The sequence below is a fragment of the Amycolatopsis sp. 2-15 genome (assembly GCF_030285625.1).
GTDB classification, from domain to species: Bacteria; Actinomycetota; Actinomycetes; order Mycobacteriales; family Pseudonocardiaceae; genus Amycolatopsis; species Amycolatopsis carbonis.
In genome coordinates, this window is the sequence record NZ_CP127294.1 from 687231 (window position 1) to 712082 (window position 24852).

Genomic DNA, 24852 nt, shown 5'->3' on the forward strand with positions numbered 1-24852 from the left:
TCACACCGCACCGCCTTCCGCGACGGACGAACGCTTGCGCCCGTTGCCGGCGAGCGCCCGGCCCACCCTGCGTTGTTCGGCCGCGAGGTCGGCGCGGCGCACGATCTCGTACGCGACGACAACCGACAGCACGATGACACCCTGCATGATCGTCGCGATCTCCTTGGACACGTTGATCTGCTCCAGCGACACCGCCGAGGTGTCGAGGAACGCCCACAGCAGCGCGCCGAACGCGATGCCGCCGGGGTGGTTGCGGCCCAGCAGCGCGACGGCGATGCCGGTGAAGCCGTACATCTGCGTGGCCGTGATGCCGTAGCTGTAGTCGCGGCCGAGCAGCTCCGGCATGGCGACGAGACCCGCCACCGCGCCGGAGAGCAGCATTGCGATCAGCGTCATCCGCTTCGCGCTCACGCCACCGGCGGCCGCGGCTGTCGACGACTCACCGCTGGCCTTGAGCTCGAAGCCGAACCGCGTGCGGTTGAGCATGAACCAGTAGGCGACGCCGATCACGATGGCGATGAAGAAGAACCCGAACAGCACGCCCGAGCCGAGCGGGACGCCCGGGATCCGGCCCGACGGCGCGATCGTGCGCGTGCCGATGTTGTTGCCCGTCTGCACGCCGAACTGGTCGGCGTTGACGAGGAACGCGATGATGCCGGCGACGATCGAGTTCAGCATGATCGTCGAGATGACCTCGCTGACGCCGCGGGTCACCTTCAGCACGGCGGGGATCGTCGCGTAGAGCGCGCCCGAGGCGACCGCCACCAGCAGGATCACGATGGTGTGGAGGACCGGTGGCAGCTGCAGCGCGCCGCCGATGATGGCGGCGACCACGGCCGCGAACCGGTACTGGCCCTCGACACCGATGTTGAACAGGTTCATCTGGAAGCCGATGGCCACCGCGAGCCCGGACAGGTAGTACACCGTCGCGAGGTTCACCGTGTCCACGGCGGTGGAGCCCTTGAAGAGCTGCCCCACCATGGTCCCGAACGCCTCCAGCGGGTTGGCGCCGGAAATGACGAGCGCGATCGCCGAGAGCAGCACGGCGAACACGATCGCGAGCAGGGGCGGCAGCAGCCGCGTGCGCCACGAAGTCATTACGCTTCTTCACCTTCTTCGGCACCGGTCATGGCGGAGCCGAGTTCCTGCGGGGTCACCGTGGCGGGGTTCGCCTCACTCACCAGGCGCCCGCGCAGCATCACGCGGATCGTGTCGGAGAGCCCGATCAGCTCGTCGAGGTCGGCGGAGATCAGCAGCACCGCCAGGCCGTCGGCGCGCGCCTGCCGGATCTGCTCCCAGATCATGGCCTGCGCACCGACGTCGACACCGCGCGTCGGGTGCGAAGCGATGAGCAGCACGGGGTTGCCCGACAGCTCGCGCCCGACGATCAGCTTCTGCTGGTTGCCGCCCGAGAGCGCGGCGGCCGGCACGTCGATGCCCGGCGTGCGCACGTCGTACTCCCGCACGATGCGCTCGGTGTCGCGGCGCGCGCCGGCGATGTCGAGCAACTGTCCACTCGAGACGGGTTTGCGCGTCTGGTAGCCGAGGATCCGGTTGACCCACAACGGTTGCGTGAGCAGGAGGCTGTGGCGCGTGCGGTCTTCGGCGATGTAGCCGATGCCGGCCTCGCGCCGCGCGAGCGTGCCCAGTTTGACCAGGTCATGGGTCTTGCCGTCGGCCTCGAGGAGCTCGATGTGCCCGCCGCTGGCCTTGCGCATGCCCATGAGCGTCTCGACGAGCTCGGTCTGGCCGTTGCCCTCGACGCCCGCGATGCCGAGCACCTCACCCGCGTGCACGGTGAACTCGATGTCGTCGAGCAGCTTCAGCGACGAGTTCTCGGCCGTGAGGCTCAGGCCGGTCAGGCGCAGCACGTCGCGGTCGGTCACCGTCGACTCGCGCGTCTCCGGGCTCGGCAGCTCCGAGCCCACCATCATCTCCGCCAGCTGACGGCTGGTGATGGACTTCGGGTCGACCGTGCCGACGGTGGTGCCGCGCCGGATCACCGTGACGGTGTCGGCGATCGCGCGCACCTCGTCGAGCTTGTGGGAGATGAAGAGGAAGGTGTAGCCGTCGGCCTGCATCTCGCGGACCGTGGCGAACAGCGCGTCGACCTCCTGCGGCACGAGCACCGCGGTGGGCTCGTCCAGGATGATGATCTTCGCGCCGCGGTAGAGCACCTTCACGATCTCAACGCGCTGGCGGTCGGCCACGCCGAGCTCTTCCAGCAACGCGTCCGGCTTGGCGCGCAGGCCCGTCTGCTCGGAGAGCTTCTTGAGCCGGGCCCGCGCTTTGCCGCCGATGCCGTGCAGGGGCTCGGCGCCGAGGAACACGTTCTCGGAGACGGTGAAGTTGTCGGCGAGCATGAAGTGCTGGTGCACCATGCCGATCCCGGCCTCGATGGCGTCCTGCGGGTTGCGCAGCTTCATCTCGGTGCCGTTGATGGCGATGGTTCCCTCGTCGGGCTGCTGCATCCCGTAGAGGATCTTCATCAGGGTCGACTTGCCCGCGCCGTTCTCGCCACAGAGGGCGTGCACCTCGCCCGCGGCCACGGTGAGGTTGACGTCGGAGTTGGCGACCACACCCGGGAAGCGTTTGGTGATCCCGGTCAGCTGGACGGCCGTCGTGCCCCGGTCGGGGACGGCATCGGCCTCGGCAGTGCTCATTGCTGGGGCATCCAGTTCTGTCGAAACGCGTGAGGGCTCGGAAGGAAGATCCTTCCGAGCCCTGGCACGTGGCGGGTACTACTTGGCCGGCTTGTCCGAAACCTGGATGGCGCCCGAGATGATCTGGGCCTTGTAACCGTCCAGCACGTCCTTGATGTCGTCGACCTTGCCGCCGGAGGTGGCGTAGCCGACGCCGTCGACCTTCAGGTCGAAGCGCTGCGGCAGCACGCTCAGGTCACCCTTCGCGTCGGCCTGCAGGAAGTCGAACACCGCGACATCCACGCGCTTCATCATCGAGGTGAGGATGATGTCCTTGTCGGCGGCCACCGTGGCCTGGTTGTACTGGTCGGAGTCGACACCGATGGCCAACGCCTTGCCCGACGTCTTGGCGGCGTCGAACACGCCCTTACCGGAGGCACCGGCGGCGTGGTAGATCACGTCCGCGCCGTTGTTGATCTCGGCGGCGGCCTTCACGTTGCCCTTGGCCGGGTCCTGGAAACCGGAGAAGTCGCCGGCCGGCGTGAGGTACTCGTCCTCGATCTTGACCTTGTTCGACGCGGCCTTCGCGCCCTGCAGGTAGCCGGCCTCGAACTTCTGGATCAGCGGCGTGTTCACGCCACCGACGAAGCCGATGTGGCAGTTCTTGCTCTTGTAGACGGCGGCGACGCCGGCCAGGAACGAGCCCTGCTCCTCGGCGAACACCAGCGGCGTCACGTTGGGGAGCTTGATGGTGTCGTCGTCGACGATCGCGAACCTGGTGTTCGGGTGCTTCGGCGCGACGGCGGCGACCGACGGCGCGTAGGCGAAGCCGACCGCGATGATCGGGTTCAGGCCCTGCGACGCCATCTGCTCGAGGCGCTGCTGCTTGGCCGACTCGCTCTCGCTCGGGCTGGCCGTGCTCTCGCTGACGGTCGTGATGCCGAGCTCGGACTTCGCCTTGTCGACACCGGCCGCGGCCGCGTCGTTGAAGGAGGCGTCACCCCGGCCGCCGATGTCGAACGCCAGGCCGACCTTGAGCTTGCTGCCGTCCACCTTCTCGCCCGACGAGCTGCTGGTCGTCGTGGCGGCCGGGGCCGCGGGCGGCTTCGGCGCGGTGACGCAGCTCGTGTCGGAGCTGCCGCCCGAAGCGCTGTCGTTGTTGCTGCTCCCGCCCGTGTCCTTCGCGCACCCTGCCAAGGTGAGGACCCCGGCCATGGTCGCGGCGGCCAGCGCGGTTCCACGCATGCGACGCAACGTGTGTCTCCCTCCCCGCTGATCCAGCGGACTAAGTGGAAGCGGACTCGGCCCTGTGTCTCCCGATGCCGAGTTCAACCGCCAGACCGTACCCAACCGCCAGACAAGCGCCATAGGAAAGGCACGCTACGTAACACAAACGTTTACTCAGCGGTCTGATTCGCGACCGATCGTGTACTTACGGTGATCAACTGGATCAGGATGGTGTTCACCTGCTGTCACGGCGAGCCCCCGCGACCCGTCGCCGTGGCGTTCGGGAACCCGTCCGGACGATCTTCGTCGACCGCCCGGCGAAGACCCCGGCCGAACGGACGTTGCGGACATCACGAAAACCATTCGGGCCCGGCCTGTTTTTCACTCGCGGCCGGATCCGGTTCCGGTCTGCTGAATCGAATCGACCGGGCCGGGAGCCGCAGGTCGGATTCGCCCTGGACCGCCCGTGGCGCGTGGCCGGCGCCACACGTCCGAGTGGTGCGGGACGCTCCGGGTGTCTGGTCCATCACAGAGACGAACCCGGAGGTGAGCCGGGTCCAGATGGCGGGTCTAGCATCTTTTCATCCACGCTCGATGGCCTTAGATCTCGGCACCGCTGCCGGCGTTGTCCCCAGTGGACCGACGCTGAAGCGGGTGCGGACCTCACCGGTCAGCCGGGCACAACAGATGACGTTGGAGGCCGTTCACCGATGTCCACCACGGCGAGCCCTGCCACTGAGGCGGGAGCGAGCGATCGGGCGGGTGCCTCACGCCGGCAGGGGACCTTCTACCGGGGCGACCCCGGCATGTGGTCCTGGGTGCTGCACCGCATCACCGGCGTGCTGACATTCTTCTTCCTGTTCGTGCACGTCCTCGACACCGCGCTCGTCCGCGTGTCGCCGAACACCTACGACCAGGTGATCGACACGTACAAGACGCCGCTCGTGAACCTGCTCGAGGTCGGTTTGGTCGGCGCGGTCCTCTTCCACGCACTCAACGGCATCCGAGTCATGCTGGTCGACTTCTGGTCCAAGGGCCCGAAGTTCCAGAAGACGATGCTGTGGGTGATCGGCGTCGTGTGGGTCGTCGTGATGATTCCCGGTGCGTTCTTCATGCTGAAGCGCACGGCCGAGATGCTCTTCGGGGGTAACTGACCATGGCCGACTCGCTCGTCATCGAATCGCCGCGCACCCCGAAGCGCCCGGCGGCCCGCCGCAGCAACTTCGAGCTCTACAGCTGGCTGTTCATGCGCATCTCGGGCCTCGCGCTGATCATCCTGGTGCTGGGCCACCTGCTGATCATGAACATCCTCGACGGCGGTGTGCACCGCATCAACTGGGGCTTCGTCGCCGGTCGCTGGGCTTCGCCGTTCTGGCAGTTCTGGGACCTCGCGATGCTGTGGCTCGCCGAGATCCACGGCGGCAACGGCCTGCGCACGATCATCGACGACTACGCCCGCAAGGACTCCACGCGGTTCTGGCTGAAGATCCTGCTGTACGTCTCGATGGTCCTGATCCTGGCCGTCGGCACGCTGGTGATCTTCACGTTCGACCCCGAGATGCCCGCCAGCTAGGCGCACCCACCACACACAGTGCTCGATTCCTGATAAGCGGAGCAATCCCTATGCAGTTCCACAAGTACGACGTGGTGATCGTCGGCGCCGGTGGCGCCGGCATGCGCGCGGCCATCGAGGCCGGCCAGCGCGCCCGCACCGCGGTCCTCACGAAGCTGTACCCGACGCGGTCCCACACCGGCGCCGCCCAGGGCGGCATGTGCGCCGCGCTGGCGAACGTCGAAGAGGACAACTGGGAGTGGCACACCTTCGACACCGTCAAGGGCGGTGACTACCTCGTCGACCAGGACGCCGCGGAGATCATGGCCAAGGAGGCCATTGACGCGGTCCTCGACCTCGAGAAGATGGGCCTGCCGTTCAACCGCACGCCCGAGGGCAAGATCGACCAGCGCCGTTTCGGCGGCCACACCCGTGACCACGGCAAGGCGGCCGTGCGCCGCGCCTGCTACGCCGCGGACCGCACCGGCCACATGATCCTGCAGACGCTGTACCAAAACTGCGTCAAGTACGGCACGGAGTTCTTCAACGAGTTCTACGTGCTCGACCTGGTGACCAGCGAGGACGAGAACGGCAACCCGATCGCGTCGGGCGTCGTGGCCTACGAGCTGGCCACCGGCGAGCTGCACGTGTTCCAGGCCAAGTCCATCGTGTTCGCCACCGGCGGCGCGGGCAAGATCTTCAAGACGACGTCGAACGCGCACACCCTCACCGGTGACGGCCTCGGCATCATCTTCCGCAAGGGCCTGCCGCTGGAGGACATGGAGTTCTTCCAGTTCCACCCGACCGGCCTCGCGGGCCTGGGCATCCTGATCTCCGAAGCCGTCCGCGGCGAGGGTGGGATCCTGCGCAACTCCGAGGGCGAGCGATTCATGGAGCGCTACGCCCCCACCATCAAGGACCTCGCGCCGCGTGACATCGTCGCCCGCTCGATGGTCCAGGAGGTGCTGCAGGGCCGCGGCATGGGCCCGAACAAGGACTACGTCGTCCTCGACGTGACGCACCTGCCGGTGGAGGTCCTCGAGACCAAGCTGCCGGACATCACCGAGTTCTCGCGCACCTACCTCGGTGTCGACCCGGTGAAGGAACCGGTGCCGGTGTTCCCGACCTGCCACTACGTGATGGGCGGCATCCCGACCAACATCCACGGCGAAGCGCTGCGCGACAACGAGAACGTGATCCCGGGCCTGTACGCGGCCGGCGAGGTCGCATGCGTCTCGGTGCACGGCTCGAACCGCCTGGGCACCAACTCGCTGCTGGACATCAACGTGTTCGGCCGCCGCGCCGGCATCGCGGCCGCGGAGTACGCGCTGGCGCACGAGCACGTCGAGCTGCCGGAGCTGCCGACCAAGCTGGTCGAGGAGCAGCTGTCGGGCCTGCTGTCGGAGCACGGTGACGAGCGCGTCGCCGACATCCGCAAGGAAATGCAGCAGACGATGGACTCGCACGCCTCGGTGTACCGCACCGAGGACACGCTCAAGCAGGCGCTGACCGACATCCAGGCGCTGAAGGAGCGGTACACGCGGATCACCGTGTCGGACAAGGGCAAGCGGTACAACACCGACCTGCTCGAGGCCGTCGAGCTGGGCTTCCTGCTCGAGCTGGCCGAGGTCCTGATCGTGGGCGCCCTGGCGCGCAAGGAGTCGCGCGGCGGCCACGCCCGCGAGGACTACCCGAACCGCGACGACACGAACTTCATGCGGCACACCATGGCCTACAAGCAGGGCGAGGGGCTGTCCGCCGACATCCGGCTCGACTACAAGCCGGTGACCTTCACGCGCTACGAACCGATGGAGCGGAAGTACTGATGACTGCGGCAACCACCGAAGACGCACCCGCGGCCTCGCAGGACCACACGCCGATCACGGTCACGCTGAAGATCCTGCGCTTCAACCCCGAGGTCGACACCGAGCCGCACTGGGAGTCCTACGACGTCCCGGCGCAGCGCACCGACCGGCTGCTCAACCTGCTGTTCTACGTCAAGGACTACGTCGACGGCACGTTCTCGTTCCGCCGCTCGTGCGCCCACGGCGTGTGCGGTTCGGACGCCATGCAGATCAACGGCATCAACCGCCTGGCCTGCAAGGTGCTCATGAAGGACCTGCTCGAGAAGGACGGCAAGAAGACCGTCATCACCATCGCCCCGATCAAGGGCCTGACGACGTTGAAGGACCTCTACGTCGACATGGACCCGTTCTTCGAGGCCTACCGGTCGGTCAAGCCGTACCTCATCAACTACGGCCACGAGCCCTCCCGCGAGCGCATCCAGTCCCAGGCCGACCGCGACCGCTTCGACGACACCACCAAGTGCATCCTCTGCGCCTGCTGCACGTCGTCCTGCCCGGTCTACTGGAACGACGGTTCGTACTTCGGCCCCGCCGCCATCGTCAACGCGCACCGCTTCATCTTCGACTCCCGCGACGACGCGGCCGAGGAGCGCCTGGACATCCTCAACGACTCCGAGGGCGTCTGGCGCTGCCGCACGACGTTCAACTGCACGGACGCGTGCCCGCGTGGGATCCAGGTGACGAAGGCGATTCAGGAAGTGAAGCGCGCACTTTTGTTCAAGCGCGTCTGAGATTTTCGTTGCGGAGAGGCCCCCATCCTGTACGCCGGGTGGGGGCCTCTCCGCGTACCGGGCCTCGCAAAAGCCGACATAACTCCCCTGTTCGGCGCTAACGCGACCCTGCGTGACTGGGCTATTCTTACCCGTTACCGATGACTCGGACGGTCGTGCGACGGGGAACGAACAGATGAGTGCTGGTACGGAACTGCGGAAGGTGCTTTCCCAACACTTGACACCGTTCATCGCAGATCTCGAAGAACTGGTGTTCCGACATGGCTACTTGCGGGTGTTCGCGGCGACGGTCGCCACGCTCGGCAGCGTGGGCCTGCTCGGCGAGGTGCTCGGCATGGAGTGGTTGCGCACGACGTTCGCCAGCATCGCGGGCGGGTTGTTCGTGATCGCGAGCGCGATCTCCTTCGCCGGCACCCACAAACTCCGCACCCAGGCGCAGCACAGCGAGGAGCTGCTGCACCGGTACGCCGACGCGCTCGCCTCGCGCACGCGCAAGCCCATCGCCGTGCAGGAGTGGATGCAGGAAGTGACCATTGAGGACAATGGCGACGCGTTCTGCCGCCGCGTGCTCGTGCTCCACGAGGCGAACGACAACATCCCGCGTTATCTGTCCGTTAACCTCGTCTACTACGGCACCACGCCAATGACCGAGCGGGCCCGCCGATTGGTACAGTGCAAGGCTTTCCACGCCGGAATCGAAGACATCGACCAGAAGACCCGCGCCAACGCGACTTCGATCTGGTCCACGTCCGCGAACGGGAAACCGAAACTGGACATCTACATCCACCTCGGCACCATCGTTCAGGAAGGCGACGTGGTCACCGTGGAATGGACGTGGCCGAAATACTCGGTGGACCTGATGTCGGGCACCGAGCCGGAATCGTTCGACGTGATGTTCCGCAAGGAAATCAGCAAGTTCGAGCACCGGGTGATCTTCCGCAACGTCAAACGCGACTCGGCCTTCGTCGTGCGAAACCAGGGCGCACAAGGACTGCGGCGGCTCCGCCAGGGCAAGGACGTGATCGTGGAGTTCTCCGCGGCGAACCCGAAAATGTCTCAGTACATGGGGTTCATCGCCGACTATTCACCGGATTCGTGACGGTCATAAAAAAACCCGGAGTGCGGACTCCGGGTTTTTTGGGTGTGCAATCGGAACAACCGATCAGTTGCCACCCGTTTCGGAACCGCCGGACATACGAATTCCATTCGGGTAATGCGAGCCAGCGCTGGAGAGGCTCGCGAGAGCGCTGACCCTACTCCATTCGCGCTCGGCTGTCATACCGGCGGACGGCCGTATCCGGCGAACGCCGAACCACCCTGCCCGTGGATCAGGAATCGTCCGAAGATCGTTCCTTCGATCGGGTGGAGCGCAGGGCGCGCCAGCCCAGGATGCCGATGATCGTCCCCAGCACGAAGGACACCACCGTGAGCACCGCGTGCACGATGAAGTACGCCGTGGGGGAACCGTCGACTGACCAGGACTGATCGCTCGCCCAGAGGTTCTTGGCGAAGGTGATCCAGATGATCCAGGACCACACGCCGAACAAGAGCAGGAAGACCGCAGTACCTCGCGAAATGCGCATGCCCCTGAGTATGCAACCGGGCTCTCGACGCTAGATTGCGTGGGTGCACAGCGTTTTCTCCCGGTCGCTCCCGGTCCTCGTCGCGGTGGTGGCCTTCGGGCTGTTCGGCGCTGGAAGTCCCACGGCAGCCGTCGCCCAGGCTCAGCCCTGTCAGGACCAGGCCGCGCCGCCGGCACCGGTGGACACGTCCGAAAAGCCGGCGCCTGGGCAGCCGGCTCCGCCGCCGTTGCCGGTACCCGTGGAGCCCGTCGGCGGGCTGCGCATGGGCGGCTGCGGGATGATCCTGCCCGACGGCGCGCTCAACCCGCCGGACGGCAACACCGCCGCGTCGTGGGTGGTGCAGGACCTCGACACCGGTGACGTCATCGCGGCCAAGAACCCGCACGCGCGGGAGCGGCCGGCGTCGCTGATCAAGACGTTGCTCGCGCTGGTCGTCACCAGCGAGATGAAGCCCGACCAGATCGTGGTGCCGACCAAGGAGGACGCCGAGCAGGAGTGCACCTGCGTCGGCATCGTCGCCGGCGCGTCCTACACGGTCGATCAGCTGCTGCACGGGCTGCTGATGCACTCTGGCAATGACGTCGCCCACGCGTTCGCCACGGCGCTCGGCGGGGTCGACATCGCGACCACGAAGATGAACCTGCTGGCCAACCGCATCGGCGCCACGGACACGCGCGCGGCGACGCCGTCGGGGCTCGACGGGCCGGGGATGTCCACCTCGGCCTACGACCTGAGCCTGATCTTCCACTACGCGATGAAGCAGCAGGAGATCGCGCAGGCCGTGGCCACGAAGTCGTACACGATTCCGGCAGCGGGCGGCAAACCCGCCATTCCGGTCTACAACGACAACAAGCTCCTCGGCGCCTACCCCGGCTTCCTCGGCGGCAAAACGGGCTTCACCGACGACGCCCGCCACACCTACGTCGGCGCCGCGGAGAAGGACGGCCGCCGCCTCGCCGTAGTGATGATGCGCGCCGAGCAACGGCCCACGAAGGTCGTCGACCAGGCGGGCAAGCTGCTCGACTACGGCTTCGCCCTCGAAGCCGACCACGCCGAGCCCGTCGGGCGCATCGCGTACGAGGCCCTCGTCGCCACGGCCCCGCCCGCTCCCCCGGCGAACGTCGCGGCCGGCGCCGCTTCGTCGGCCGCCCTTGCGAAGGAAGACCCGTTCGGCACCACGGGCTGGATCCTCACGCTGGTGGTCGCCCTGATCATCATCGGCGGGTTCGTGATCGGCCACCAGCGCAAGAAGCAGGCCCAGCAGTAGATCAAGCCTAGTCGCGCCGTCGCCCCATCCAGCCGAGCAGCGCGCCCACACTGAACACACCCGCGGCCGCGCCCAGGCCGAATCCGTGCTGGACGGTCACGCGCGGCTCCAGCAGCACGGGCGCCGGGGGCCGCACGACCTTGCGCTGGTTCTCCTTCGCGGTCGCCGTCCACGCGGTGACCATGAGGAGGAAGCGCGACACGAGGTTCGCGAACACCATCAGACCGATGATCGGCCCGAAGATCGCCGCCGCCGGGGATTTCGTCACGCTCGCCAGGTAGATCGATGCCACCTGCTGCAGGATGACGAACCCGATCGCGGCGACGATCGCGCCCTTCACCGCGCTGCGCATGGCCACGTGCTCACGCGGCAGGCGCGCGATGACCCAGATGAACACGAGTGTGTTGGCCGCCAGGCTGAGGATGATCGTGGCCACCCGCAGTGCCCACACCGCCCAGGTCTGGTGCTCCAGGCCGACGAGCTCGAGCAGGTACTGCCCCACCCCGCCGCCCGCGGCGGTCACCGCGAACGACACGATCAGCGCCACACCGAGCCCGACGAGCGACAGCAGGTCCTTGATGGTCGTCGACACGATCGGCTGCTGTTTCTTCTCCTGCCCCCACTGCGCCGTGAGCGCGTCGCGCAGGTTCGACATCCAGCCGATGCCGGAATAGAGCGCCAGGAGCAGACCAAAGATTCCGATGCCACTGCCGGACTTGATCGCCGCGTCCACGATCGTGTTCACGAGGTCCTGCAGCGCCGGGGGCACGGAGTTCTTGATGCCGTTGGTGATCTGGTCGATCACCGCCTGGTCGCCGCCGACGACGATGCCCACGATCGCGAACGCGACCATGAAGATCGGGAACACCGCCAGCACGCTGAAATACGTGATCGCGGCGGCGTAATGGTTGCCGTAGTGCTCGCCGAAGGATTCGTTGGCTCGGATCAGGTGATCCAGCCACGGGTACTTCCGCCGCAGCCGAGGCAGCAGCTTTTCCTGGTCACCAGTCTTGTTCGCCACCGTAAAACGCTAACCACGGTCGGTGAGAGCCGCAACGCGAGCGGGTACCCGAGGGTCAGTCCAGAGCGGCGAGCACCGCTCGGTAGGCGCCGTCGAGCCGACCGGCCGACGTCGTGATGACCCGCGCCCGCGGCCGGTCGGCGAGGAGGAATTCAAGGCGGTCGTGGAACGCGGCGACCTCGGCCGCGGTGGTGTCGTGGTGGTGCGGCCCGGGCGTGCGAGAGGCGAAGCGGGTCAGGACGCTTTCGCGGGTGTCCATGAGCATCAGCTCGTGAAAGGAAGCGCCGACGTCGTCAGCCAGTTCTTCCAGCCGCACAAGGAAATCCGGGCGCCCGAGCAGCTGCGGAACGACCACGTCGTGGCCCGCCGCGAGGTGCGCGCGGGCGGCCGCGAGGGCCAACTCGCGCGCCGCCAAGCCGGACTCGCTCGGCTGCGCGCGCCAGCCGCCGACGAGCGAACGCACGCGGTCGACGTCGAGGTTCAGCGTCGGCGGGTGGTCCTCCGCGAACCGCTCCGCCAGCGTCGACTTGCCGATGGCGGGCGGTCCGTTGAGGACGATCAGCCGCACCTACGTCCCCTGAAAAGCCTGGGCGATCTTCTGCCCGGCCGGCACCAGCAGGCTGTTGGCCTCGGCGAGGGTGCTGCCGTTGGGGTGGCCGTCGTGGTCGGCCAGGTACAGCTCGAAGGCGAAGCGGCCCTTGCGGAAGATCAGCACGCCCCGGGTCCTCACCGACATCGTGTCGGTGAGGACCCGCGACTCGTCGCCGATCGCGGCCGCTTGAGATCGAAGTCGAAGCCGGCGATGGTGTCGCCGAGGATCACGGTCGCCTGTCCCGATGCGTCGGCGCCTCGCCGTCGGCCTGCGAGCAGGAGGGGAACGAGGTCTTGAGCGGACCGTTGCCGTCGCCCACCAGGTAGTCGCGCTTGAAGTTGACCACGTTCGGGTCCGGCCGTGAGCCGACCTTGATGCCGAAGTCCCTCAGGTCGTTGAGCGACAGCAGGTTGCAGGCCTGGATCACCGGCTTCCCGCCGACCTGCACGGCCTGCGCGTTCGGCTTTTCCTTCAGCGGCGCAGCATCCGGGTAGTCGGAGCCCTCGTAGCCGGGCCGCTGCGGGTCTGGCCGTCGGCTACGGCCATGGCTTTCTGGCTGTCCGGAGTGGACTCACCGCAACCGGCGAGCGGCAGGACGGCAGCCATGATGGACAGACGCTTCTTCACTTTGCCCCCCGGCAAGTGATTTTCAGCGAGCAGCGGGCAAGAAGCCCAACCGCTCGTATACGGTGGCGAGCGTCGGCGCTGCCACCTCCCGGGCGCGTTGCGCCCCTCGCGCCAGAACCTTGTCGAGCTCGGCCACGTCGTCCAAATAGGACTGGACCTTGACCTGCAGCGGCGTGACCCACTCGACGAGCACCTCGGCGAGGTCCTTCTTCAGGTCGCCGTAGCCCTTGCCTTCGTAGGCCTCTTCGAGGTCGGCGATCGAGCGCTCGGTCAGCGCCGAGTAGATGCTCAGCAGGTTGGAGACGCCGGCCTTGTTCTCCGCGTCGAACTTGACCTCGCGGCCGGTGTCGGTCACGGCGGAGCGGATCTTCTTGGCCGAACGCTTGGGGTCTTCGAGCAGCTCGACGAGACCGTTGGCCGCGGACGCCGACTTGCTCATCTTCGCTGTCGGGTCCTGCAGGTCGTAGATCTTCGCGGTGTCCTTGACGATGTAGGGCTCGGGCACCGTGAACGTCTTGCCGAGGCGGTTGTTGAAGCGCTGCGCGAGGTTGCGCGTGAGCTCCAGGTGCTGGCGCTGGTCCTCGCCCACCGGCACGGCGTCGGCCTGGTAGAGCAGGATGTCGGCGGCCTGCAGGATCGGGTACGTGAACAGGCCCACGCTGGCGCGGTCGGCGCCCTGTTTGGCCGACTTGTCCTTGAACTGCGTCATCCGGCCGGCCTCGCCGAAACCGGTCTGACATTCGAGCACCCAGCCGAGCTGCGCGTGCTCGGGCACGTGGCTCTGGACGAACAGGGCACTTCGGTCAGGGTCGACGCCGATCGCGAGCAGCTGCGCGGCCGAGCGGCGCGTGCGCTCCAACAGCACCTTCGGGTCCTGCTCCACCGTGATGGCGTGCAGGTCGACGACGCAGTAGAAGGTCTCGTGCGTGTCCTGCAGCTTCACCCACTGCCGCAGGGCGCCGAGGTAGTTGCCGAGGTGGAACGAGTCGGCCGTCGGCTGGATCCCGGAAAGCACCCGCAGGCGCCCGTTCTGTTCGTCGGACACGTCAGCGATTCTTTCAGGAGCCGGAGAGGCGGGTCACAGGGAGGTCTCCCTGAGGCGCTCGGCGGAGGTTCTCGGCCGAGCTGCCGGCGGGGTCACCGGGCGTTTCCGGGGCGCTTCTAGGGGTGCTGGACCGGCGCGAGGGGCCGGGTGGGCTCCTCGGTGTCGGCCGGCTCTGGGGTGGGCAGTGCCGTCGCGGTCGCCGCGCGCGCCTTGCGACGCTGGCGCAGCACTCCGAGGGCCATGCCGACGATGCCCAGGGCCACGGCGACCAGCCCGACCGGGCCAAGGATGCCGAAGCCCGAGGGGGTCTCCGCACGGACGACGCCGTCGTCGGCGAGCGCCGTGCCGCTGCCCGCGAGCAACAGGACGGCCGGCAGCACGACGAGCGTCGCCGACCGGGCCGAGCGCAGCGTGGACCGCAACAGGAGATGACCTGGGTTGCGCACCGGAGTGCCTCCCGCGAAGTGATGTTCCTGGCGAGATCTCTCACCCGTAAGGATGAGTCATACAGTGAGAAAACTACCGAGCGTGTCAAGACCTGTCGGTTCTGATCAACTCGGGCGCCGAGACTAGCGCCCGACCGGGGAGTGCGGGTGACCACCCCCGAGCTGACGGTGTCACTGGTGGTCAGCGCTCTACTGCCGGTTTTTCGGGCTGCCGAGGCCGCTCGAACGGCCGTCACGACTGTCGGCTTGGTCCGGTTCCGCTCGCGCGGCGCGAGCAAAACGTGAAAAACGTTCACCCGTTCGGCGGCGACGAACTACCGAAAGCAAGTTATTCACCAACTCTGTTGGTCTGATCGCGTCTTTTTGACCTTCTCCAGACGTCGGGCTCTGGTTTTCTCTCGGGTGATTGGTCTATACCTCTGTGGTGTAGACCACTTCAGGGGCGAACAAAGGAGTGAGCCCATGTCTCTCCGAAGGATCCTCACCGCCGTCGGGATGGCCGCCGCGGCCGCGATCACGGTGCTCGTGCCGGCCACGACGGTCGCGAATGCCGCACCGGCCGCGAGCTTCGTCGTCAGCGTGTCGCAATTCAACCAGATGTTCCCGGGGCGCAACTCGTTCTACAGCTACAGTGGACTGACCGACGCACTCGGCGCGTATCCGGGCTTCGCGAATTCCGGCAGTGACACCGTGAAGAAGCAGGAAGCCGCGGCGTTCCTCGCGAACGTGAGCCACGAAACCGGTGGCCTGGTGTACATCGTGGAGCAGAACACCGCGAACTACCCGCACTACTGCGACACCAGCCAGTCGTACGGCTGCCCGGCGGGCACCGCCGCGTACTACGGGCGCGGCCCCATCCAGCTCAGCTGGAACTTCAACTACAAAGCCGCGGGCGACGCGCTCGGCATCGACCTGCTCGACAACCCGAACCTCGTGCAGAACGACTCGGCCGTCGCGTGGAAAACCGGCCTCTGGTACTGGAACACCCAGTCCGGCCCCGGCACCATGACCCCGCACGGCGCGATGGTCAACGGCCGCGGCTTCGGCGAGACGATCCGCAGCATCAACGGCTCCATCGAATGCAACGGCGGCAACCCCGCCCAGGTCCAGAGCCGCATCGACGCGTACCAGAAGATCACCGGCATCCTGGGCGTCGACCCGGGTGGCAACCTCAGCTGCTGACGCTGGTGGGGTAGCAGGCAGGGCCCCTCGGTGGCGGCTGAGGGGCCCTTCTGCTTGGCAGGTAAGGAAATCAGCCCCGGCGTCGGCGCAACCGGCGCCGGGGCCGCACTTCGACGGGTCAGCGCGGGAAAGGCACGTCGTAAGTCGCCGTGACCGGGGCGTGGTCGGACCAGCGTTCGGCGTAGGTGGCGGCACGTTCGACGACCACCGACTGCACCGCGTCGGCCAGGGGCGGGGTGGCGAGCTGGCAGTCGATGCGCCAGCCGGAATCGTTGTCGAAGGCCTGGCCGCGGTAGGACCACCAGGTGTAGGGGCCCGGGCCTTCGTGCAGGCGGCGCTGGACGTCGACGTAGCCGGCTTCGTCGTAGACGCGGCCGAGCCAGGCGCGTTCTTCCGGCAGGAAGCCGGAGTTCTTGTGGTTGCCCTTCCAGTTCTTCAGGTCGACGGTGTCGTAGGCGATGTTCCAGTCGCCCACCACCACGACCTCGCGCCCGGCCGCGGCGGACTTCGCACGCAGCTCGCCGAGGTAGGGCAGGAAGGCCGCCATGAAGCGCTCCTTCTCGTCCTGGCGCTCGGTGCCGACGTCGCCGCTCGGCAGGTACAGGCTCGCCACGACGACACCCGGCAGGTGCATCTCGAGGTAGCGCCCGCTGTCCTCGAATTCGGGCTCGCCGAAGCCGATGCGCACCTCGTCGGGCTCGACGCGGCTGTAGAGCGAGACACCGTTTCGCCCCTTCGCAGCCGAGGGCGCGTGGGCGGCGAACCAGCCCTCGGGTTCGACGACGTGCGCGGGCAGCTGCGCGGCCTCGGCCCGCACCTCCTGGCAGGCGACGACGTCGGCCTTCGTGGTGGCGAGCCACTCGACGAAGCCCTTCTTCACGGCGGCCCGCAGGCCGTTGACATTCACGGTGGAGACGGTCAGCACCCCGCGCACGCTACCCGCCGGGTCCGACAATCCTGTGCCAGACTGCGCGCATGGCACGACTCACCGTGCTCGGCAGCTGCGGCGCCTGGCCCGAACCCGGCCGCGCGTGCGCGGGATTCCTTCTCTCACAAGGAAACCACCACGTCGTGCTCGATCTCGGGTACGGCGCGGCGAGCCGGCTCTTCACGCACGTCGCCGCGAAAGACCTCGACGCCGTCGTGATCACCCACGAGCACCCCGACCACCTGGCGGACCTCACGGCGCTCAGCCGCGCGTGGCACTACACCGTCGAGGACCGGCGCCTGCCGCTGCACTGCACCCCCGGCGTGCTGCGCCGCCTCGAAGCCGCCGAGCCGCGCCCGCACCCGGCGACGATCTTCGACATCCACCCCTTCTCGCGGCCCGAAACCATCGGCCCCTGGCAGCTCACCTCCGCGCCGCTCCCCCACCACGTGCCCAACCACGGTGTGCGGCTGAGCGCGCCGCACGGCACCGTCGTGTACTCCGGCGACACCGGCCCGTCGCGGCTGCTCGTGGAGCTGGCGCGCAACGCCGACCTGCTCATCTGCGAAGCCACCCTCCAGGGCGAGCCGCCGGACGAGCCGCGCCACCTGCTCACCGCCTCGGAGGCCGGGCGGACGGCGGCCGAAGCGGGCGTGCGGACCTTGCTGCTGACGCACTTCTGGCCCGGCGCCGACCGTTCCGGGTCCGCCGCGGAAGCCCGCCGGGAGTTCGACGGCGAGGTACTCGTCGCCGACGAAGGCCTGACCATCGAGGTTGACGCCAACTAGCTAATGCAATTAGCTTTTAAGCTATGACAGTTAGCCAGCCCGATGTCCCCTAGAGCCGGCCTCACGCCGGACGCCGTCGTCACCCTCGCCCTCGAGGTGGTGGACGCCGACGGCGCCGACGCGCTCAGCCTCGCCAAGGTCGCCGAACGCGCGGGCGTCGCCACGCCCTCGCTGTACAAGCACATCGGCGGCCTCGCCGCCCTGCGGCGACTGGTCGACCTGCGCGTGGTCGCCGAGATGACCGAAGCGTTGCGCGCCGCCGCGACCGGCCGTTCCGGTGACGACGCGATCGAGGCGCTCGCCGACGCCTACCGTGCGTACCTGCGCACCCACCCCCACCGCGTCGCCGCGCTGGAAACCGCGCCCGACGAGGGCGACGAGGAGCTCGCGAAAGCCACCCACGGCGTCGCCGAAGTCGCCTTCGCCGTGCTTCGCCCGTACGGCTTCGACTACGCGAGGACCGTGCACGCGACGCGGTGCCTGCGCGCGGCCGTCCACGGCTTCGCGAGCCTCGAAACCTCCGGCGGCTTCGGCCGGCCCGAAGACGTCGACGCCAGCTTCACGCTCCTGAAAACGATGCTCGTCCGCGGCATCACCGACTACGCCAGCTGAGGAGAACCATGTCCTTCGTCCTCGCCGTTCTGCTGTTCACCGTCGCGCTCGGGATCCCCGACGCGCGGTTCCCCTGGCCGGCCAAGGCCAAGCCCGTCGAGAGCGAGGTCGCGAGATGATCGCCGGGCACTTCGGGCTCGCCGCCGCCGTGAAAGCCGGCCGGCCCGCCATTCCCGTGTGGACGCTGATGCTGGCCACCGCGTGGCTCGACGTCGTGTTCACCCCGCTCTACCTGGCGGGCATCGAAACCATCGACCAGTCGGGCGGAACGGGCTACGGCGAGGGCGTGATCCACCCCGACTACACCCACGCGCTCGTCGGCGCGCTCGTGCTCTCGGCCCTCTTCGGCCTGGGCGCGGCGCGGTGGCTCGGCCGCAGCGCCGGCGTCACCCTCGGCGCGGTCGCGTTCTCGCACTGGCTGCTCGACCTCGTCGTGCACCGCGCCGACCTGCCGATCCTGCCGGGCAACGCGGGCGACCTGCCGACGTCCGGCTTCGGCCTGTGGCGGCTGCCGACGGTGTCGATGACCGTGGAAGTCCTGCTGCTCGTGGCCGGGATCGGCCTCTACTGGCGGGCCGCGGCGAAGCGCGACCGGCGCCAGGCGCGCACGCTGGCGCTGATCGCGGCGCTTTCAGGCGTGGTCACGGCGGCACTGGACTTCGCGGGCGTCTAGGCCTTCAGAGGCGTCAGCGCCGAAACCCACTCAGCACTTCGAACCCTCAAGCGGCTTCACGAAGCTGCTCGCCACCCACTTGTCCTTGGCGACTTCGCGAAATCCGTTCTGCTGCACCGGCATCGCATCGAACTCGGCGCCGTTGAGGTACTTGCCGACGATCTTGCCGTTGCCGTCCGGGGTTTCGCGGGCGTTGAGGACGTCGGCGGTCACCGTGACCTTGCACCCGGTCGGAGAACCCTGGGCGTCGGCTTGGCCCTTCTGGTTCAGGACGTAGATCACGATCACGGCAACGATCACACCGATGACGATCAGGGTCTTCTTCGGTATCAACCCCAGGATCACGGCCGCTCCTCCGTCACCAAGAACTCAGTCGCGAAAAATCCAGCTTCACCAGGGTAGACACGGAGTAGGTCCGCCCGACAGGTCCGGCCTGGCAGACCACCCGGAGGCGCCAACAGCGTCACCCTCTGGTGACAACCGGTAGTCACGACGAAGGGGCACCTCGGAAGACTCCTCCGAGGTGCCCCTTCGCGGTGGCGGGAAAGGCAGTTCAGCCGGTGGCTGGTGTGGTCTCCGGATCAGCCCTGGGCGATCTTCTTGGCCAGGTTCTCGTCGAGCGTCCCGAGGAACTCCTCGGTGGTCTGCCACGCCTGGTCCTTGCCGACCAGCAGCGCCAGGTCCTTCGTCATCTTGCCGCCTTCGACGGTGTCGATGACCACGCGCTCGAGGGTGTTCGAGAAGCCGATGAGCTCCGCGTTGCCGTCGAGCTTGCCTCGGTGCTCCAGGCCCCGGGTCCACGCGTAGATCGACGCGATCGGGTTCGTGGAGGTCGGCTTGCCCTGCTGGTGCTGGCGGTAGTGGCGAGTGACCGTGCCGTGAGCGGCCTCGGCCTCGACGGTCTTGCCGTCCGGCGTGCGCAGCACCGACGTCATCAGGCCGAGCGAGCCGAAGCCCTGGGCCACGGTGTCGGACTGCACGTCACCGTCGTAGTTCTTGGTGGCCCAGACGTAGCCACCCTCCCACTTGAGCGCCGCGGCGACCATGTCGTCGATGAGGCGGTGCTCGTAGGTGAGGCCCTTGGCGTCGAAGTCGGCCTTGTACTCCGCCTCGAAGATCTCCTGGAACACGTCCTTGAACATGCCGTCGTAGGCCTTGAGGATCGTGTTCTTGGTGGAGAGGTAGACCGGGTAGCCGCGGTCGAGGCCGTACTGCAGCGACGCGCGCGCGAAGTCCTCGATCGACTTGCGGTAGTTGTACATCCCCATGGCGACGCCGCCGCCCTCGGGGAAGTTGGTGACCTCGAACTCCATCGGCTGGGAGCCGTCGGCCGGGGTGTAGGTCATGGTGACCTTGCCGGGGCCGGGGACCTTGAAGTCGGTGGCCTTGTACTGGTCGCCGTGGGCGTGACGGCCGATGATGATCGGCTTGGTCCAGCCCGGTACCAGGCGCGGCACGTTCTGCATGATGATCGGCTCGCGGAAGACCACGCCGCCGAGGATGTTGCGGATGGTGCCGTTGGGGCTCCGCCACATCTTCTTGAGGCCGAACTCCTCCACGCGCGCCTCGTCGGGCGTGATCGTGGCGCACTTGACGCCGACGCCGTGCTTCTTGATGGCGTTGGCGGAGTCGATGGTGATCTGGTCGTCGGTGCGGTCCCGCTCCTCGATACCCAGGTCGTAGTAGTCCAGGTTGACGTCCAGGTACGGGTGGATCAGCTTGTCCTTGATGAACTGCCAGATGATGCGGGTCATCTCATCGCCGTCGAGCTCGACGACGGTGCCCTGGACCTTGATCTTGGCCATGAGCAGCGGTGCTCCTTCCGCGGATCTTCGCGTTACTTCTTCGACTCGTCGGTAGCGGTACAAGCGTACTGCTTGCCGGAGCGGGATGGTTCCAGAAGTGGTCGGTATCAAGTCTCCACCCCTTGCTCGCGGCTCCGACGGGTGGGCACACCACGCGTTCACCGGTCGCGAAACCGGGTGAGGTCGGCCACCATCCCATCGGGGAGCCACTCATCCGGGAGGTCACGCTATGTCGTATTCCGACCCGTACGCCACCTTTCAAACGCCCGTCCACGAACCGCCGCCGCCGAGCCGGGCCGTGGCGAGGGTGCTGAGCGGGCTGCTGGGCCTCGTGCTCACACCCGTGGCGCTCGGCCTGCTCGCTGCCGGCGGCTACCGGCAGCAAACGCTCATCGCGGTGATGAGCACGCGCCGCGACGCGCTCGGCATCGCGCTCCTGGCCGGTGGCGCGATCCTGCTGCTGCTGGTGGCGGCGCTAGGAGCGTGGTCCTCGTCGGGTCCGCTGCTCGGCGGGCTCGTGGGGGGCGTGCTGCCCGGCGTCGTCGCGCTGGCCATGCCGGAATGGGGCTTCGACCTGCTCGACGTGCTGCCGCACGGCGGGCTGTCGTTCGGCCTGACGACCTGGCTGTTCTCCGGCGCCCTGCTCGCCGCCGGGTTCCTGCTGGTGGGCACGGGTCTCGCGACGACAGTGGCGCGGCGGCGGCCTGCTCGGTGACGCGCGACTCGAGCGCGGTGAGAACATCCTCACATGGGTCTGTTCACCGTGGCCGAGGCGCGCGCCGAGCTCTCCCGGCTGCTCCCGGTCCTCGCCGAACTCGTCCGTGTGCGCGCCGACGCCGCCGAGCTCGCCGCGTCGCTGCGCCCGGGCGGCCGCGACACCGACCTCGGCGGCCTGCCGGAGTGGAAGGCCGCGCAGGCCCGCCTCGACGAGCTGATGACCACCGTCCAGCGCACGGGCGCCGAACTGAAGGGCTTCGCGCCCCTGCTGGTCGACTTCCCGGCATCGCTGGACGGCGACGACGTCCTGCTCTGCTGGCTCGAGGGCGACCGCGAGCTGGCCTGGTACCACCGCGTCGACCTCGGCTTCGCGGGGCGCCGGCGGTTGAGCTGAAATTTGCTGGTCAGGGTCACTACGGTGATTTGGTGAGTTCAATCTTCGACGAAATGGCCGCTTCTTACGACGACGATCCCTTCCACCCGTTGGTGGCGGACACTTTGATCTCCTTCTTGCCCTCCCACCCCGGCTTGCTGCTCGACGTGGCCACCGGGACGGGCGCCGCGGCGTTCGCTTCACTGCGGCTGTCGCCCACGGTCGTGGTCGGGGTGGACATTTCCGAGGGCATGGTGGCACTGGCCCGCGCGAAGGCTCCCGCGCTGGACCCGGCCGGGGTGATTTCCTGGCAGGTGGGTCCGGCCGTGCCGCTGCCCGTTGCCGACGCGACCGCCGACGCGGTGGTTTGCGCGTCGGCTCTGCACTTCCTGGGGGCCACCGCACTGGCCGACTGGGTGCGCGTCCTCCGCCCGGGCGGGATCGTGGCGTTCAGCATCTCGTCGTCAGCGCGCTTCGACCCGTGCGGCTCGATGTCCGACGTAATGGCGCACGACCTGCGGATTCCCGGATCTGAGGCCGAAGCCGCCGCGTTGGCCACGGACGCGGGCTTCCACTCGGCGACGGCCCAGACGGTGACCGCGCACCTCGGCGGGCGCGACCGGCTGGTGTTCGCGGTGCGCGCGGTGCGCTAGCGGTGGAAGTGGACCTCGCCGGTCGTGGCGGGGCCGGCCGGGCCGGAGCAGTGCAGGACGAAGGTCGTGTCGAGATCGGTGAGGGTGCCGTCGGCTGCCCGGGCCAGGTCCGTGACGGTGAAGTCGGCGGTGGCGTCGCCGGCGACGTCGTCGCACGCCTGGGTGCCGTCGGCCTGCGTGCCGCGGAAGGCGGCGAAGCCCGCGGTGGTGAGCTGCGGCTCGGTCTGGCCTCGGAACCGGGCGCCGGTGTAGGTGCCTTCGTGCAGTTGCTGGCCGGCCGGCGCGCTGAGCTCGAGGCGGGCCCAGTCCCAGCCGCCGTCGGCGTCGACCTTCACGGCACCGTCGTACTCCCAGCCGCTCAGCTGGTCCGCGCCCCACGCGGCGCTGCCGACGAACGCGTGCGCCCCGGCCTCCGACGTGTAGGTGAAGCCGTCCTGCGGATCCGCTTGAGCCGTGGCGACGCCCGTCGTACCCACCACGCACGCCGCAGCCGCGACAACCAGCACTCGTCTCAACACCATGACTTTTCCTCCCCTGGACGGACTGCGACCGCAGCCCGGCGAAGATCCTTCCGATTCCAGGGCCGCCGCGGATAGCCGCCGTTGGGCGGATCCCGATCAGCGGGACATCGGGGGTGTTTCGCCACGGGTGTGTTCGTAGCGGTGTGGCGGCCGGAGCCGCTGCCCGGAGGAAGAGCTACTTCTTCGCCGCCGCCTTCTGTTCCTTCTTGAAGGCGCGGACCTCCGCCAGCGTCTTGGCGTTCACGACGTCCGCGATGGACCGCCGCGAACCCCGATCCCCGTACGCACCCGCCGCCTCGCGCCAGCCCTTGGGCTGTACGCCGTATTGCTTGCCCAGCAGGGCGAGGAAGATCTTGGCTTTCTGCTCCCCGTACCCGGGCAGAGCCTTCAGCCGCTTCAGCACCTCAGGACCGTCGGGCTTGGGCCGCCCCTCCGTCCAGATCGCTTCGGCGTTGCCGTCGTAGTGCTCCATGAGGAACTGGCACAGCGCCTGCACCCGGCGCGCCATCGACCCGCCGTAGCGGTGGATGGCCGGGGGCGTGACGCACTTCTCGACGAACGCCTCCGTGTCGGCCTCTGCGATGCGCCGCACGTCGAAGCCGCCCATGCGGTCGGCGATCTTACGTGGGCCGAGGAAGGCGACCTCCATGGAGATCTGCTGGTCGAGGAGCATGCCGACGAGCAGCGCGACCGGGTCCTCGCTCAGCAGCTTGTCGGCCTCGGCGTCGCCGCTCAGGTGCACTTCACGCGTCATGCGGTCCATTTTGGCAGGTCGCTGCCCAGACACGCAGCTCCCCGAGTGGGGTGGCGCCGTAGGCCAGCGCCGAGGCCAGGGCGTCGCCGTGTTCGTAGCCGACGATGGGCAGGCCCGGGAACGCGGCGGCGGCGCCGGCGACCGCGCCGGCCCAGTCGTCGCCGGTGACGTTCCACAGGCCGACCGCAGCCGGGCCGCGGTGGGCGACGGTCGGGCCGTCGAGGTGGACGAACGACGGGTCCGGTGACGCCGACGAGGGCCACCCCGACGACGACAGCACCGGAAAGTGCAGCCACGTGGCCGAGAACAGCACCTCGAAGCCCGGCAGGTCGAGGGACGCGAAGCTGTCCTTCACCGAGCAGCCGGCGGAAGCGTCCACGAGCGGCAGGACGTCGGCGCCAACCGCATCCTGTGTGAGGGTGACCGCGTCGGGATAGAACTTCGGCGTGCGCGCGGGCGCCGTCCAAGCGTGCGGGCCGAAGACGCCGGAAACGCCGCTGATACGGCAGAAAGCGTCACACCACGCCGCGTTCTCCGAAACGGCCGCCCTCAGCAACGAGCGAACCACAGCACGTCCGGTTCCCCGCGCGGCACCGGGACCTCGACCACGCGTACGTCGGCGAAGTGCCCCCGCAACCGATCCGTGAACGCGGGAGAAGCGCCGGCGCTCCAAATCGCCAACACGCCGCCAGGGCGCAGCAGGCGGGCCAGACCGTCCACTCCGGACTCACCGTACAACGAGGTGTTCCCGTCCGTCACCGTCCACTCGGGACCATTGTCGATGTCGAGGCACAGGGCGTCGAAGGTTTCCCCCGAGGAATGCAGCCACGACACCAGATCCGCCTCCACCAACGACACCCGGTGATTCTCCAGTGCCGCACCGTGCACCTCGCGAAGCGGGCCCGTGCGGTTCCACGCGATCACCGCCGGTTCGCGCTCCACCACCACAACCGACCCGACGTGCGGGTGATCCAGCGCCGCCCGCAATGAAAAACCCACCCCGAGTCCGCCGATGAGCACGCGGGCGCCCGGTGCGAGCAGGTCGGCGGCGCCGGTCACGAGAAGCCGTTCGGATTCCCCGTTCCGGGTGTCCATCAGGAACACACCGTTCTCGATCACCTCGAGCACCGCGCCTTCACGGCGGAGCACGAGCTCACCGCCCAACCCGTGGGCCACGTCCAGAACCTCAGCCACGGAGCCAGCTTTTCACAACTGCCCTGTACGCGGCCGCGAGGCGCTCCTACCCTG

At 68.1% G+C, this 24852-nt stretch carries 32 protein-coding genes; 14 read left to right on the forward strand and 18 right to left on the reverse strand.

Annotated features, from left to right (window positions below; translation table 11 throughout):
- The 3 genes from QRX50_RS03305 to QRX50_RS03315 all read right to left on the reverse strand — a co-directional run bounded on the left by QRX50_RS03305 (position 1) and on the right by QRX50_RS03315 (position 3887).
- On the reverse strand, positions 1-1098 hold the full coding sequence (locus QRX50_RS03305) for an ABC transporter permease (protein ID WP_285970520.1): 1098 nt from the start codon (positions 1096-1098) through the stop codon (positions 1-3).
- A complete protein-coding gene (locus QRX50_RS03310; RefSeq protein WP_285970521.1) occupies positions 1098-2663 on the reverse strand; it encodes an ABC transporter ATP-binding protein in 1566 nt (521 codons plus the stop codon). The genes QRX50_RS03305 and QRX50_RS03310 overlap by 1 nt, the downstream gene beginning before the upstream one ends.
- A gap of 78 nt (positions 2664-2741) precedes the next feature.
- Positions 2742-3887 (reverse strand): BMP family lipoprotein, encoded by a 1146-nt coding sequence (locus tag QRX50_RS03315; protein ID WP_285970522.1) that lies wholly within the window; start codon positions 3885-3887, stop codon positions 2742-2744.
- 692 nt (positions 3888-4579) lie between these two features.
- Between QRX50_RS03315 and sdhC the strand changes: the two genes are divergently transcribed.
- From sdhC to QRX50_RS03340, 5 genes are all read left to right on the forward strand, one after another.
- Complete coding sequence (gene sdhC / locus QRX50_RS03320; protein WP_285970523.1) at positions 4580-5023, forward strand: succinate dehydrogenase, cytochrome b556 subunit; 444 nt, start codon at positions 4580-4582, stop codon at positions 5021-5023.
- Positions 5024-5025: 2 nt separating this feature from the next.
- Positions 5026-5442 (forward strand): succinate dehydrogenase hydrophobic membrane anchor subunit, encoded by a 417-nt coding sequence (locus QRX50_RS03325; protein WP_220246220.1) that lies wholly within the window; start codon positions 5026-5028, stop codon positions 5440-5442.
- A 50-nt stretch (positions 5443-5492) separates the two neighbouring features.
- On the forward strand, positions 5493-7247 hold the full coding sequence (gene sdhA, locus QRX50_RS03330) for a succinate dehydrogenase flavoprotein subunit (protein WP_285970524.1): 1755 nt from the start codon (positions 5493-5495) through the stop codon (positions 7245-7247).
- Positions 7247-8017: a succinate dehydrogenase iron-sulfur subunit gene (locus QRX50_RS03335; protein WP_285970525.1), complete on the forward strand. Its 771-nt coding sequence runs from the start codon at positions 7247-7249 to the stop codon at positions 8015-8017. Before sdhA ends, QRX50_RS03335 begins: the two co-directional genes overlap by 1 nt.
- Positions 8018-8129: 112 nt before the next feature.
- On the forward strand, positions 8130-9116 hold the full coding sequence (locus tag QRX50_RS03340; protein ID WP_285970526.1) for a hypothetical protein: 987 nt from the start codon (positions 8130-8132) through the stop codon (positions 9114-9116).
- 229 nt (positions 9117-9345) lie between these two features.
- Here QRX50_RS03340 and QRX50_RS03345 read toward each other — a convergent pair whose 3' ends face one another.
- A complete protein-coding gene (locus tag QRX50_RS03345; RefSeq protein ID WP_285970527.1) occupies positions 9346-9600 on the reverse strand; it encodes an SCO4848 family membrane protein in 255 nt (84 codons plus the stop codon).
- 43 nt (positions 9601-9643) lie between these two features.
- On the opposite strand from QRX50_RS03345, the gene QRX50_RS03350 reads away from it, so the two are divergent.
- Positions 9644-10867 (forward strand): D-alanyl-D-alanine carboxypeptidase family protein, encoded by a 1224-nt coding sequence (locus QRX50_RS03350; protein WP_285970528.1) that lies wholly within the window; start codon positions 9644-9646, stop codon positions 10865-10867.
- Between the two features lie 7 nt (positions 10868-10874).
- Here the strand turns inward: QRX50_RS03350 and yhjD are convergent, their stop codons facing one another.
- From yhjD to QRX50_RS03385, 7 genes are all read right to left on the reverse strand, one after another.
- Positions 10875-11888: an inner membrane protein YhjD gene (yhjD, locus tag QRX50_RS03355; RefSeq protein WP_285970529.1), complete on the reverse strand. Its 1014-nt coding sequence runs from the start codon at positions 11886-11888 to the stop codon at positions 10875-10877.
- Positions 11889-11943: 55 nt separating this feature from the next.
- Positions 11944-12456 (reverse strand): AAA family ATPase, encoded by a 513-nt coding sequence (locus QRX50_RS03360; protein ID WP_285970530.1) that lies wholly within the window; start codon positions 12454-12456, stop codon positions 11944-11946.
- Positions 12457-12618 (reverse strand): hypothetical protein, encoded by a 162-nt coding sequence (locus QRX50_RS03365; protein WP_285970531.1) that lies wholly within the window; start codon positions 12616-12618, stop codon positions 12457-12459.
- Positions 12619-12706: 88 nt separating this feature from the next.
- The gene (locus QRX50_RS03370) at positions 12707-12928 is read right to left on the reverse strand and encodes a hypothetical protein (protein WP_285970532.1); all 222 of its coding nucleotides are present in this window, start codon (positions 12926-12928) and stop codon (positions 12707-12709) included.
- A 23-nt stretch (positions 12929-12951) separates the two neighbouring features.
- Positions 12952-13086 carry a hypothetical protein gene (locus QRX50_RS03375; RefSeq protein WP_285970533.1) on the reverse strand — a complete coding sequence of 45 codons (135 nt, stop codon included), beginning with the start codon at positions 13084-13086 and terminating at the stop codon, positions 12952-12954.
- A 43-nt stretch (positions 13087-13129) separates the two neighbouring features.
- Positions 13130-14152 (reverse strand): tryptophan--tRNA ligase, encoded by a 1023-nt coding sequence (trpS, locus tag QRX50_RS03380; RefSeq protein WP_285970534.1) that lies wholly within the window; start codon positions 14150-14152, stop codon positions 13130-13132.
- 116 nt (positions 14153-14268) lie between these two features.
- Positions 14269-14598, reverse strand: a complete 330-nt coding sequence (locus QRX50_RS03385; protein ID WP_285970535.1) for a hypothetical protein — start codon at positions 14596-14598, stop codon at positions 14269-14271.
- Between the two features lie 147 nt (positions 14599-14745).
- On the opposite strand from QRX50_RS03385, the gene QRX50_RS03390 reads away from it, so the two are divergent.
- Positions 14746-14883, forward strand: coding sequence for a hypothetical protein (locus QRX50_RS03390; protein ID WP_285970536.1), 138 nt, complete (start codon positions 14746-14748; stop codon positions 14881-14883).
- Positions 14884-15060: 177 nt separating this feature from the next.
- Complete coding sequence (locus QRX50_RS03395; RefSeq protein WP_285970537.1) at positions 15061-15780, forward strand: chitinase; 720 nt, start codon at positions 15061-15063, stop codon at positions 15778-15780.
- Between the two features lie 118 nt (positions 15781-15898).
- On the opposite strand, the gene QRX50_RS03400 is transcribed toward QRX50_RS03395, so the two are convergent.
- Positions 15899-16714, reverse strand: coding sequence for an exodeoxyribonuclease III (locus QRX50_RS03400; RefSeq protein WP_285970538.1), 816 nt, complete (start codon positions 16712-16714; stop codon positions 15899-15901).
- Between the two features lie 41 nt (positions 16715-16755).
- Here QRX50_RS03400 and QRX50_RS03405 point away from each other — a divergent pair, with 41 nt between their 5' ends.
- From QRX50_RS03405 to QRX50_RS03415, 3 genes are all read left to right on the forward strand, one after another.
- Positions 16756-17496 carry an MBL fold metallo-hydrolase gene (locus tag QRX50_RS03405; RefSeq protein WP_285970539.1) on the forward strand — a complete coding sequence of 247 codons (741 nt, stop codon included), beginning with the start codon at positions 16756-16758 and terminating at the stop codon, positions 17494-17496.
- 42 nt (positions 17497-17538) lie between these two features.
- Positions 17539-18108 carry a TetR/AcrR family transcriptional regulator gene (locus QRX50_RS03410; protein WP_285970540.1) on the forward strand — a complete coding sequence of 190 codons (570 nt, stop codon included), beginning with the start codon at positions 17539-17541 and terminating at the stop codon, positions 18106-18108.
- A 115-nt stretch (positions 18109-18223) separates the two neighbouring features.
- Positions 18224-18781 carry a permease gene (locus QRX50_RS03415; protein WP_285970541.1) on the forward strand — a complete coding sequence of 186 codons (558 nt, stop codon included), beginning with the start codon at positions 18224-18226 and terminating at the stop codon, positions 18779-18781.
- Positions 18782-18811: 30 nt separating this feature from the next.
- Here QRX50_RS03415 and QRX50_RS03420 read toward each other — a convergent pair whose 3' ends face one another.
- Both QRX50_RS03420 and QRX50_RS03425 read right to left on the reverse strand, forming a co-directional pair.
- The gene (locus QRX50_RS03420) at positions 18812-19126 is read right to left on the reverse strand and encodes an SH3 domain-containing protein (RefSeq protein WP_285970542.1); all 315 of its coding nucleotides are present in this window, start codon (positions 19124-19126) and stop codon (positions 18812-18814) included.
- A 236-nt stretch (positions 19127-19362) separates the two neighbouring features.
- Positions 19363-20586 carry an NADP-dependent isocitrate dehydrogenase gene (locus QRX50_RS03425; protein WP_285970543.1) on the reverse strand — a complete coding sequence of 408 codons (1224 nt, stop codon included), beginning with the start codon at positions 20584-20586 and terminating at the stop codon, positions 19363-19365.
- Between the two features lie 229 nt (positions 20587-20815).
- Here QRX50_RS03425 and QRX50_RS03430 point away from each other — a divergent pair, with 229 nt between their 5' ends.
- From QRX50_RS03430 to QRX50_RS03440, 3 genes are read left to right on the forward strand one after another with little or no spacing between them, the layout of a single operon-like run.
- Positions 20816-21301: a hypothetical protein gene (locus tag QRX50_RS03430; RefSeq protein ID WP_285970544.1), complete on the forward strand. Its 486-nt coding sequence runs from the start codon at positions 20816-20818 to the stop codon at positions 21299-21301.
- Between the two features lie 33 nt (positions 21302-21334).
- Positions 21335-21697: a DUF2203 domain-containing protein gene (locus QRX50_RS03435; RefSeq protein ID WP_285970545.1), complete on the forward strand. Its 363-nt coding sequence runs from the start codon at positions 21335-21337 to the stop codon at positions 21695-21697.
- A 32-nt stretch (positions 21698-21729) separates the two neighbouring features.
- The gene (locus QRX50_RS03440; protein ID WP_285970546.1) at positions 21730-22329 is read left to right on the forward strand and encodes a class I SAM-dependent methyltransferase; all 600 of its coding nucleotides are present in this window, start codon (positions 21730-21732) and stop codon (positions 22327-22329) included.
- On the opposite strand, the gene QRX50_RS03445 is transcribed toward QRX50_RS03440, so the two are convergent.
- The 4 genes from QRX50_RS03445 to QRX50_RS03460 all read right to left on the reverse strand — a co-directional run bounded on the left by QRX50_RS03445 (position 22326) and on the right by QRX50_RS03460 (position 24798).
- On the reverse strand, positions 22326-22850 hold the full coding sequence (locus tag QRX50_RS03445) for a hypothetical protein (RefSeq protein WP_285970547.1): 525 nt from the start codon (positions 22848-22850) through the stop codon (positions 22326-22328). The two genes, QRX50_RS03440 and QRX50_RS03445, sit on opposite strands and share 4 nt — an antisense overlap.
- 175 nt (positions 22851-23025) lie before the next feature.
- Positions 23026-23604: an HhH-GPD-type base excision DNA repair protein gene (locus QRX50_RS03450; RefSeq protein ID WP_285970548.1), complete on the reverse strand. Its 579-nt coding sequence runs from the start codon at positions 23602-23604 to the stop codon at positions 23026-23028.
- On the reverse strand, positions 23594-24160 hold the full coding sequence (locus QRX50_RS03455) for a hypothetical protein (protein WP_285970549.1): 567 nt from the start codon (positions 24158-24160) through the stop codon (positions 23594-23596). Before QRX50_RS03455 ends, QRX50_RS03450 begins: the two co-directional genes overlap by 11 nt.
- Positions 24154-24798, reverse strand: a complete 645-nt coding sequence (locus tag QRX50_RS03460; RefSeq protein WP_285970550.1) for a spermine/spermidine synthase domain-containing protein — start codon at positions 24796-24798, stop codon at positions 24154-24156. The genes QRX50_RS03455 and QRX50_RS03460 overlap by 7 nt, the downstream gene beginning before the upstream one ends.
- Positions 24799-24852: the final 54 nt, after the last annotated feature.